The organism is Vibrio sp. 10N.239.312.D08 (genome assembly GCF_041466145.1).
GTDB classification, from domain to species: domain Bacteria; phylum Pseudomonadota; class Gammaproteobacteria; order Enterobacterales; family Vibrionaceae; genus Vibrio; species Vibrio crassostreae_C.
This window is the reverse complement of sequence record NZ_JBFSSD010000037.1, coordinates 42,639-53,163: the sequence shown is the minus strand read 5'-3', so window position 1 is coordinate 53,163 and position 10,525 is coordinate 42,639. Positions and strand designations below refer to the sequence as shown.

Genomic DNA, 10,525 nt, shown 5'->3' with positions numbered 1-10,525 from the left:
AAGTGTTGGAATATGTTCGTCCTAAGTACGCTTGCCGCCAGTGCGAGAAAACAGGTGACAGCAGCCGTATCGTTCAGAAGCCATCCCCTCAGAGTCTCATCCCTAAAAGCTTCGCCACAGAAAGCTTGCTGACCAACATCATTCTTGGCAAATACCAATACGCGATGCCACTTTATCGCCAAGAATCGCTGTTTACCCAGTCGGGTATCGAGCTATCACGCACCACCATGGCAAGGTGGGTTATCCAAGTCAGTGAGAAGTTAGCCCCGCTGTATGCCGCCTTGAAAGAGCACCTACTTCAGCAAGTGGTGGTTCAGGCGGATGAAACGCCGCTTAATGTGCTCAAAGAAGAGAAGCAGTGTTATATGTGGCTTTACTGCTCAGGCGCTGACTCGCCCGAAGCGGCACTGCCGAATGTGAAAAAATCGCCTTGTACGACTATCAAAACAGTCGCGCGAGGGTGTGCCCCGTGGACTTTTTAGGTGACTACAACGGTTATCTACAAACCGATGGCTACACGGCTTATCATGGTCTGCATCACGTCACTAATGTGGGGTGCTTAACGCAAGTTCATGGACGCGAAGAAGCTTCAAGGGGAAGGTAAATCGGGCAAGGCTGATAAAGTGCTGGCTAAACCCCAAAAGCTCTACGGGATAGAATCAAGCTTAAAAGGTGCGCCTGCCGAAGAACGCAAAGCAGAGCGTTAAGCGTATGCCAAGCCGATACTGGATGAGCTTTACCAATGGATGACAACCCAGAAGGTGATAGGCTCTAGCCCACTAGGCAAAGCAATAAAGTACACGCTCGGGCAATGGCCTAAACTCATTCGTTATATCGACGATGGTCACTTATCTATCGATAATAATCGCGCTGAACGCGCAATTAAACCGCTGGTTATTGGCAGGAAAAATTGGCTATTCTCCAACACACCAAATGGCGCTGAGGCGAGCGCGATGCTTTACAGTATCGTCGAGACTGCAAAAGCCAACGGTCTTATCCTCTAAGACTACATGGTCAAGTGCATGAAAGAGCTCGCGAAAGCAGAGCCTGATATCGACGCACTCCTACCTTGGAACTTCAAACACTGACAAGTCGCCCCGTGGGTTCATGGGGCGGATACCGTTGAATTCTTAAATTATCATTTGAACGCTTAACAACGCAGTTCTGCACGTGTGTATATGTCTTTGAAATCACCCAAGGATCAATGGCAATGATCTTTGCGCGAGCCGAAATGGACAAAAAAGGATCTATATTGATTTGGTTATCCACAATTTCTGTGGATAACCTGTCTCAAATTCAGTGAGTAACCAGATCTAAGTGGAGTAGGGAGGTTATTTCGAAGGCTGTATTTGAGCGAGAACTCGCCCTTCTTTGGTCAGAGATGTCTTCAATGAGAGGTGAAGTACAAGGGCTAGAGAGCAGCTCATCATCACGAAAATCGCCAGCATGATCATCAGTTGATACTTAATCGCGATCATCGGTGAAGCACCACCTAAGATCTGTCCAGTCATCATTCCCGGCAGCGTTACTAAGCCTGTGGTTGCCATAGAGGCCATGATAGGGGACATCGCTTTCTGTATTGCATTACGTACAAAAGGCGCAGCAGCATAAGTAGGAGACGCGCCTAACGCGATTGCTGCTTCATATTCTGATTTCTGTGTTTCAAAGGCACCAAACAGGTTCTGTAATGCCACGATATTACTGCTTAAGCTATTACCCAATAACATCCCTGCGATTGGGATAAGGTACTGCGCGTTAAAAACCGGTGTCGGCTTAATGATGAAAAAGCAGATGAACAAGACAATAGGTACACAAGTTACCGCAAGGCTAACGGCGACAGGAGCCGAAAGTAGGTTTCTTGGCAGTCTAGATTTTTCAACAATCGAGCTTGCACCGACGATAATCATAGTAAATAACCACAGCAAATTGACCCACAAACTATTCAAAGTGAACAAGTATTCTAGGTAAAGTCCCACCAGAAATAGCTGAATAACCATACGAATGATGCTGATAGAAGCCTCTTTGCCAAGGCCGAGTTTTAACTTGTGGTTGATGGTAATGGGTAGCAAGAGAAGTGAGCTGAAGAACAATAACTGCCACCAAGATATATCAATAACGTCTTGCATAATGTTTCCTTTTAAGTAGGTCCCCATCATATCTGAAAGTGCCAAATGATGCATTTCAGCTTCTCAGCCGTTGCTTTAAAAAATACTCAATAATTTAACAATCAAACCACAGAATATTGGTTTTTTGAGGCATTTTTGGCTACTACTTAGTAGGTAAAACGTTAAAATTGGTTACAATATGGTTGCGCCGGTGTTGGAATTTAACATTTGTGAAATATACTTAATTCTTCACATTTGTTAATACTTTTTAATAACTTTGTTTAACTAAAAACAACTTTGGATGAGCTCAAAAAAGTATTGATTAGCAAGGGTTATAACGGGAGATTTGATTGAACCCTACTTTGAGTATGGTCTAAAATTTGTCGTTAGATACTTAAGAACTTTAGCCCCATAGAATGGGTTACTCGAAATTACTAAATACAAAATAGGCAAAATGTATGAGTGATGTTAATAAAATTGAAACTAGCGAAAAACATTCGCTGGAGTGGAAGTCTTTCCTCTTCATCGCGGTGGTTCTCTTCCCAATATTAAGTGTGGCTTTTGTAGGCGGTTACGGCTTCCTAGTTTGGGCACTGCAAGTGTTTGTATTCGGACCTCCAGGTGCTCACGGCGGCATGTAATGCCCTCTAAGTAACAACATTTTTTAAAATCAATATTTAAGAGAGCTAAACATGAAATCATTTTTAGTTAAATTATGGCGCACAATGACTCGCCCAGCAGTACACATCAGTCTTGGTGTACTAACTATGGGTGGCTTTATCGCCGGTGTTATTTTCTGGGGCGGTTTTAACACAGCTCTAGAGCACACAAATACAGAAGAATTCTGTGTAAGCTGTCACACCATGCGTGACAACGTATACGTAGAACTACAGGAAACGGTTCACTGGAAAAACACTTCTGGTGTACGTGCTACTTGTCCTGACTGTCACGTTCCACATGAATGGACAGCAAAAATCGCTCGTAAGATGCAAGCTTCTAAAGAAGTATTCGCTCAAGTATTTGGTGACCTAGATACGCCTGAGAAATTCGAAGCTCGTCGTATCGAACTGGCTAAACACGAATGGGATCGCTTCTCTTCGAACAAATCTCTAGAGTGTAAAAACTGCCACAACTACGATTCAATGGATTTCGAAAACATGCGCCCAACAGCGCGTATCCAGATGAAGAACGCGGCAGAGCGTGATCAAAGCTGTGTTGACTGTCACAAAGGTATTGCTCACAACCTTCCATTAGATATGGCATCAGCGAGCGGTATTGTTGGCGAGCTAGAAAACGTAGCAAGCAGCACATCTTACGCAAATGGTTCAGACGTGATCTCTATTCGTCACCTACCAATGTACACAGATGAAACAGCTGAAGTTGAAGCGGGTCTATTAAGCCCTGCAAGTAAAGTTGCGGTTATCGACGAAAAAGGCGATATGATCAAGATTCAAATCGACGGTTGGCGTAAAGCGAAAGGCTTCGGACGTGTAATCCAAGAAGACTTCGGTATGAACATCTCAACTGCAATCTTGACGAAAGAAGTATCTCAAAGTGACGTTATCACTGTTGGTGAGAAGAAAGAAGATGAGCTTACTGGCCTTCCATGGGAAGAAGTTAACCTAGCACTTTGGATGAAGAAAGAGTCTATGGTTGATAACTTCGCTCCAATCTGGAACGCAGCGGGTCAAGCGTACCAATCTAACTGTTCAACGTGTCACTCACAGCCAGATGAAGCTCACTTCAGCGCTAACGGTTGGGTAGGCATGCTAGATGGTATGATTGCATTCGTTAACTTCGATACAGATACAGAAGCACTGGTTCTTAAGTATCTACAGAAGCACTCATCAGATTTTTCTGAAGGCCATCACTAATAAGACGTCAATTGGAGTAACACAATGGCAATTACAAGAAGAAGTTTTCTGAAAGGTGTCGCTACTACAAGTGCGGCATCGGTTATCGGTCCAAGCTTATTGGCGTCGGCATCAGCGTCTGCAGCAGAAACAGACGGTGCGTGGAAAGTCTCTGGTTCTCACTGGGGTGCATTCCGAGCTCGCGTTTACGCGGGTAAAGTACAAGAAATTAAACCTCTAGAAATCGATCAGCACCCAACAGAGATGCTGAAAGGTATTAAAGGTATTATCTACAGCCCATCACGTGTGCGTTACCCAATGGTTCGCCTAGATTGGTTGAAGAAGCATAAGTACAGCGCAGACACGCGTGGTAACAACCGCTTTATTCGTGTGACTTGGGATGAGGCACTAGACCTTGTTTACCGCGAGCTAGAGCGCGTACAGAAAGATTACGGTCCATGGGCGCTTCACACAGGTCAAACTGGTTGGAGACAAACAGGTCAGTTCCATAGCTGTACTAACCACATGCAACGTGCAATGGCACTTCACGGTTACTCTGTGAAGAAAATCGGTGACTACTCAACAGGTGCTGGTCAAACGATCATGCCTTACGTGCTAGGTTCTACTGAAGTTTACGCACAAGGTACATCTTGGGAACTTATCCTAGAAAACAGTGACAACATTGTTCTTTGGGGTAACGATCCAGTTAAAAACCTTCAAGTAGGTTGGACATGTGAGACTCACGAGTCGTTCGCATACCTAGAACAGCTGAAAGAAAAAGTTGCTAAGAAAGAGATCAACGTTGTTTCTGTTGACCCTGTTAAAAACAAAACAGGTCGTTACCTAGAAAACGAGCAAATGTACATCAACCCACAAACTGATGTGGCGTTCATGCTTGGTGTTGCTCACGTTCTTTACAACGAAGGCCTATACGACAAGAAGTTCATCGAAACTTACTGTCTAGGTTTTGAAGATTTCATCAAGTACGTTCAAGGTGAAACGAAAGACAGAGTTGAGAAGACGCCAGAATGGGCTTCTGCTATCTGTGGCGCAAGCGCGGACTCTATTCGTGACTTCGCTAAGATGCTGGTTAACGGTCGTACGCAGATCCTTGTGGGTTGGAGTATCCAACGTCAAGAGCACGGTGAACAGCCTTACTGGATGTGTGCAGTTATCGCAGCAATGGTTGGCCAAATTGGTCTTCCGGGCGGTGGTATCTCTTACGGTCACCACTACTCTGGTATCGGTGTATCTTCAACTGGCTTCGCTGCTCCGGGTTCATTCCCGCTGAACATCGACAAAGGTCAATCGCCTAAGCACACTAACACTGATTACAACGGTTACAGCCGCGTAATCCCTGTTGCTCGTTGGGTAGATAGCCTGTTAGAGCCAGGTAAGAAGATCAAAGCAAACGGCGCAACAGTGACACTGCCTGACATCAAGATGATGGTATTCAGTGGTAACAACCCGTGGCACCACCACCAAGATCGCAACAAGATGCGTAAAGCATTCAAGAGCCTACAAACTGTAGTGGCTGTTGATTTCGCTTGGACTGCAACTTGTCGTCACTCTGATATTGTTCTTCCAGCTTGTACTCAGTGGGAACGTAACGATATCGATGGTTACGGCGCGTACTCTGGCCGTGGTTTGATCGCAATGCACAAGCTAGTGGATCCTCTGTTCCAGTCTAAGACTGACTTCGAGATCATGTCTAGCCTAACTAAGCGTTGGGGTCGTTACGACGATTACACGCGTGGTATGGACGAAATGCAGTGGGTTAAATCTCTGTACGACGAATGTCGCGCATCAAACGAAGGTAGCTTCGAAATGCCTGAGTTTGCTGAGTTCTGGGAGAAAGGTTTCCTAGACTTCGGCAAAGGTAAGCCATGGACTCGTCACGCTTCATTCCGTGAAGATCCAGAGATCAACGCACTAGGCACGCCTTCTGGTTTCATCGAAATCACAAGCCGTACTGTTGGCAACATGGGTTACGAGCACTGTCAAGAACACCCAATGTGGTTCGAGAAATCTGAACGTTCACACGGTGGTCCAGGCTCTGACAAGCACCCGTACTGGCTACAATCTTGTCACCCAGACAAGCGTCTTCACTCTCAGATGTGTGAATCTGAAGAGTGGCGTGCGACTTACGCGGTACAAGGCCGTGAGCCAATCTACATCAACCCAGTAGATGCTAAGAAGAAAGGCATCAAAGATGGCGATGTAGTACGTGTGTTTAACGACCGTGGTCAACTACTAGCAGGTGCTGTTCTAATGGATAGCTACGCTCCTGGTGTTGTTCGTATCGAAGAAGGTGCTTGGTACGGTCCGATCAACGAGAAAGTGGGCGCGCTAGATACATACGGCGATCCAAACACACTGACTCAAGATATCGGTACGTCTGAACTTGCTCAAGCAACGTCAGCAAACACATGTTTGGTTGATTTCGAGAAGTTCCAAGGCAAACTGCCTCCAGTAACTTCATTCGGTGGTCCAATCGAAGTTTCTTAAGTCTTGTCTTAAGAACCAAGATTAAAGCTTGAATTAAAGCCCCTGTAAGCACTCTTACAGGGGCTTTTTGTATTTTTGATATCAGTGTTGGTGTTTCTAAATAAGCATTATACAGGGCTAATAGAGGGCGTTTTTGAGACAGGCTGTAACGCGCTGTTTGAGAGAGGTGGTAGAAGCAGTGAAGCAGGAAGGGAATGTAAAAAGAACCTGTGGAAAGACTTAAGCAGGCGGAAACAAAAAGGCCGATACAAAGTACAGACCTTACAGAAGCCTATGTAGTTAACTCTGATCAAGTTAGATCTCAAACATAAACCAATAGCCATAAGCACAGATTAAAGCGGGCACACTTGAATACAAGGTTGCGACCAGTGCTGCTTTCGGTGCCATCGCAATCGCAGGGAATAGCGCATCTCCATCATTTGAAATTGCGTTACCTACCTGAGCCGAAAGTGGCAGGGCGCCTGAAAGGTATAAGCTAGTGACCAATAATTGCGGTCCACAGCCCGGTAGCAAACCCATCAACACGCCAGCCAGGGGGAGCATGATGCCCCAGCTTGAGAATAGCGTCGCAAAATCAACATTTGCTATCACAGAGCCAAATTCAAAGAAAAGAAAGGCAACCACCACCCAAGCGGTGACAAAGTTTGTATCTTGAGCGGTCTTTTGCAATGGGTGAGAGCCTATACACTTTTCGTCCTCACTCACGGCTGATTTGTAATCCTCAATTTCACGGGTTAGCCCCCACAGAAACATCGAGCTGATCAGCAAAACTGTCCCCGCCCATTCCATCGACATTTCAGGCAAAGCGAGCAGCTCGTTCACATCGACTTGAAAAGAGCCAAGTAGGGCAACGGCAGCACCCGGAATAATCAGTACAGACCACAGGTAACCTTGCAGGTTTATCGCTTTTTTAGAGACCGATTCTTTGTCTTGAGATTGAGAAGCACAGCTGCTCACCACTTCATTTTTCTCTGCTTTTTTTGGGCGTAAGAAGTCGTCTGCGTGAAACAAGTTAATGATTCGGCCTGACGCAGTACCCACGATCACGCCCATCGCCATCATGGCTAAACCTGTCTTAGGCTCGCTCGCTATGAGCAGGAACGCCGCGTCACCCATGGTTGAGACGAGCACCGCAACTACCGCACCAAATCCGAGTTTTCCCGAGATAAATTGTGTGGTTACCACTATCGCACCGCCACAGCCGGGCAACGCGCCCATGAGAGCCGCGAATACCACTTGGTTTGAACGAGATTGATGGACGAGCTTATTGAAGACGTTATCTTTGTTTATGTACAGACTTAACCAGTGGTAAATAGCCAAGGTTAAAGCAACATAACAAGACACTGCCCAAAACGCGTCTGACAAAGTAGTCACCGTCAGCTCTCGTGTAGCTGGGGCTGCAACCAAAGCTGCAAGTGAGACAGGCAAAAGCAGGCGCTTAAATGACAGTGAAAACTGAGTTGTTTTCGCAGCACTACTGCTTGGCAAAAAAGAGATTAGTCGATCCATAGGTGTTACTCAAAATTAGTGGCTTAAGATAAATATATACGAATGATAATAATTATCAATTGCATTTGTTGTTTTTTTATCTATTGTTACTATTGGCTAAACCCACGAAACATGACCAATCTAAAAAAATGAGGTAAAGTATGGCTAATAAAGAGAGGCTCTAAAGGTAGAGTCATAATTGTTAGTGTAATAGGAAGAAACATGATTTTAGTTGTTGGTCACAAAAACCCTGATAGTGACAGTATTTGTAGTGCGTTAGTTGCAACTGAGCTTCTTAAGGCTCGTGGCGAGGAAGCGACACCAATTCGACAAGGCGAGATCAACCGCGAAACTCAACACATTCTAGAAGTCGCTGGTGCTGAAAAGCCAGAGCTTCGTACTTCTGTTGCTGGTGAGAAAATCTGGCTAGTAGACTACTCAGATCTAGCACAAGCACCAGATGATGTTGCTGATGCAGAGATCGTAGGTATTGTTGATCACCACCGTCTAGGCGACGTGATGACAGTAAACCCAATGGAAGCTTGGATCTGGCCTGTTGGTTGTACAAACACTGTACTTTTCAACATGTTCAAGATTGAAGGTCACGCAATCTCTCAACAAATCGCTAAACTAATGATGTCTGCAATTCTTTCAGACACAGTTGGTTTCGCTTCTCCAACATGTACTCAAAAAGACAAAGACGCGGTTGCTGAGCTTGCTGAAATTGCTGGCGTAACTGACGTTGATGCATTCATCAAAGCGCTTCTAATCGCAAAAACAAACATCGAAGGCCTATCTGCTGCACAGCTAGTAGAAAAAGACCTTAAAGGCTACCCATTCAACGGTCGTGATGTTGTTGTTGGTCAAGTTGAACTTGCGACTCTTGAGCAAGTAGACGGCATGATCGAAGCGCTAGAAGCTGATCTTGAAGAGCGTTGTGAGAAAGACGGTCTAGCGTTCGCTGCGGTAATGCTAACAGATATCACTACTGCTCAAACTCGTCTTCTATACAAAGGTGAGTGGGCTGAGAAATTGTTTAAGCACGAGAAAGGCGGCGTATTAATGATGGAAAATACACTAAGCCGTAAGAAGCAAGGCTGGCCTTGGCTACAAGGTGAGCTTGTTTAATCAAGTCGCTTAATATTAAACGCCTGCTTATTTAGCAGGCGTTTTTCTTTGAAGTAGACTTTCTTCTTCATCGATAATGTTTGAAGTTAACAACACTCGGCATAAAATAGCTTTAAGAGCAAAGTTACTGACTAAAGTAGGAAATTAAGATGACTACACAGCTAGACGATAAAAAAATCGCTGAAATCAACAAGTATACGGGCGAGCAACGCCTGAAATACTGTGTGAAAGAAATCGTAGCAAACCGTGAAGTATGGATCTTAACCGATGAACACGGTTGTGTAATGCTGAACACAGAAGATGAAGATTGTGTTCCAGTATGGCCAAACCAAGAGTTCGCAGAATCATGGGCAACGGGTGATTGGTCTGAGTGTAAAGCTGAGTCTATTTCGTTGAACAAATGGCACAGTCGCTGGACGAACGGTCTAGAAGACGACGAACTTGCTGTTGTAGTATTCCCGAACGAGCAAGAAGAAGGCGTTATCTTGTTCCCGGATGAGTTCGACTTCGAATTGAAAAAGCAGGCAGCTAAGCGCTAGTTCTTTCGTAATACAGTAACATCGTAAGTCAGCGTTGCCTTTCTTAGGCAGCGCTATCATTCAATTATCCCATCTAAGTTACTTCCAACGTATATTCGTCAATACCCAATCAACTGATACAAAGGCGCTTGCTGTGCGGCTTTAGAAGCTTGCTGAAGCACACCTGTTTTGCTGTATCTCTTGAGTATCTTTCGAACGATAGGTTTTACTTCAGATTTTGTCATTCCAGCTTTCAATTCTGGTTCATACAGCAATTGCAGTAGCACTACGTCTAGCGGCGATAATAAGTCTTCTGGCGTGTGGTCGTTGAAAATAGAAGGGTAGGCTTTATCTGAATCATTCGGCAGGCCTAGAACTTGTGTGATCTCTTCCACGATACAGGCGACCAGCTTACCTCGCGATCTTGCCTGATCAACCGGGATTACAATCCCAGCGTATACAATCTCGCCTTTAGAATTGGTTCTATAGCCCGCCGTGCAGATGGCGCTATTTAAATGTTGAGTTGATTTGAGCTTGAGCACCGATTTCGCCTCAGATACCCACTGGCTCTGCCTTGTGTATATCCATTTAACGTTCGCTTCGGACTCTTTACTGACGATTGTTATTGGATGTTGGGTGACTTCAGATAAGTGTTTGATATGAAGCTCTGTGATCTCTTGATGCAGTTCCTCATCGCCCACTCGATGATCGATCCAAATCTTGATCGGTTGTTTCCACTTGGCGAGCGGTTTGTTGCCTTGGGAGTATTCGTGTTGAAGCGCGACGTTATAAAAGGCAGTTTCGACGAAGCTTCTATCTAGCCATGTGAGCGGTGTGCTTGTCGCGTTAAAGGACAACAGCACCAACAAGAGGGGAAGCATTGAAGCTGTTCGATACATACTTTTCCCCTCTGCTAAATGTAGCG

General features: G+C 45.2%; 8 protein-coding genes and 1 pseudogene. 6 read left to right on the top strand and 3 right to left on the bottom strand.

Annotation, left to right across the window (positions count from 1 at the left end; genetic code table 11):
• A pseudogene (tnpC, locus tag AB6D58_RS17930) lies at positions 1-1,088 on the top strand (IS66 family transposase); the annotation flags it as partial.
• Positions 1,089-1,331: 243 nt separating this feature from the next.
• Here the strand turns inward: tnpC and AB6D58_RS17925 are convergent.
• Entirely contained in the window at positions 1,332-2,126 is a 795-nt protein-coding gene (locus AB6D58_RS17925; RefSeq protein ID WP_136979658.1) for an ABC transporter permease, read from the bottom strand.
• A 437-nt stretch (positions 2,127-2,563) separates the two neighbouring features.
• Here AB6D58_RS17925 and torE point away from each other — a divergent pair, with 437 nt between their 5' ends.
• From torE to torA, 3 genes are read left to right on the top strand one after another with little or no spacing between them, the layout of a single operon-like run.
• The gene (gene torE / locus AB6D58_RS17920; protein WP_017060298.1) at positions 2,564-2,746 is read left to right on the top strand and encodes a trimethylamine N-oxide reductase system protein TorE; all 183 of its coding nucleotides are present in this window, start codon (positions 2,564-2,566) and stop codon (positions 2,744-2,746) included.
• A 51-nt stretch (positions 2,747-2,797) separates the two neighbouring features.
• Positions 2,798-3,979, top strand: coding sequence for a pentaheme c-type cytochrome TorC (torC, locus tag AB6D58_RS17915; protein WP_102393833.1), 1,182 nt, complete (start codon positions 2,798-2,800; stop codon positions 3,977-3,979).
• Between the two features lie 24 nt (positions 3,980-4,003).
• Positions 4,004-6,466 (top strand): trimethylamine-N-oxide reductase TorA, encoded by a 2,463-nt coding sequence (gene torA, locus AB6D58_RS17910; RefSeq protein WP_017067667.1) that lies wholly within the window; start codon positions 4,004-4,006, stop codon positions 6,464-6,466.
• Between the two features lie 294 nt (positions 6,467-6,760).
• On the opposite strand, the gene AB6D58_RS17905 is transcribed toward torA, so the two are convergent.
• Positions 6,761-7,975, bottom strand: coding sequence for a putative manganese transporter (locus AB6D58_RS17905; protein ID WP_102393832.1), 1,215 nt, complete (start codon positions 7,973-7,975; stop codon positions 6,761-6,763).
• 201 nt (positions 7,976-8,176) lie between these two features.
• Between AB6D58_RS17905 and AB6D58_RS17900 the strand changes: the two genes are divergently transcribed.
• Positions 8,177-9,082: a manganese-dependent inorganic pyrophosphatase gene (locus AB6D58_RS17900; protein WP_102393831.1), complete on the top strand. Its 906-nt coding sequence runs from the start codon at positions 8,177-8,179 to the stop codon at positions 9,080-9,082.
• 149 nt (positions 9,083-9,231) lie between these two features.
• Complete coding sequence (locus AB6D58_RS17895) at positions 9,232-9,621, top strand: DUF2750 domain-containing protein (protein WP_004734596.1); 390 nt, start codon at positions 9,232-9,234, stop codon at positions 9,619-9,621.
• 98 nt (positions 9,622-9,719) lie between these two features.
• Here the strand turns inward: AB6D58_RS17895 and AB6D58_RS17890 are convergent, their stop codons facing one another.
• A complete protein-coding gene (locus tag AB6D58_RS17890; RefSeq protein ID WP_029235328.1) occupies positions 9,720-10,499 on the bottom strand; it encodes a DUF2927 domain-containing protein in 780 nt (259 codons plus the stop codon).
• Positions 10,500-10,525: the final 26 nt, after the last annotated feature.

Bases quoted from the DNA above. Each gene is read 5' to 3' on its own strand.
- AB6D58_RS17905 (WP_102393832.1), bottom strand. From the start codon at position 7,975: ATGGATCGACTAATCTCTTTTTTGCCAAGCAGTAGTGCTGCGAAAACA.
- torC (WP_102393833.1), top strand. From the start codon at position 2,798: ATGAAATCATTTTTAGTTAAATTATGGCGCACAATGACTCGCCCAGCA.
- torE (WP_017060298.1), top strand. From the start codon at position 2,564: ATGAGTGATGTTAATAAAATTGAAACTAGCGAAAAACATTCGCTGGAG.
- AB6D58_RS17925 (WP_136979658.1), bottom strand. From the start codon at position 2,126: ATGCAAGACGTTATTGATATATCTTGGTGGCAGTTATTGTTCTTCAGC.
- torA (WP_017067667.1), top strand. From the start codon at position 4,004: ATGGCAATTACAAGAAGAAGTTTTCTGAAAGGTGTCGCTACTACAAGT.
- AB6D58_RS17895 (WP_004734596.1), top strand. From the start codon at position 9,232: ATGACTACACAGCTAGACGATAAAAAAATCGCTGAAATCAACAAGTAT.
- AB6D58_RS17900 (WP_102393831.1), top strand. From the start codon at position 8,177: ATGATTTTAGTTGTTGGTCACAAAAACCCTGATAGTGACAGTATTTGT.
- AB6D58_RS17890 (WP_029235328.1), bottom strand. From the start codon at position 10,499: ATGTATCGAACAGCTTCAATGCTTCCCCTCTTGTTGGTGCTGTTGTCC.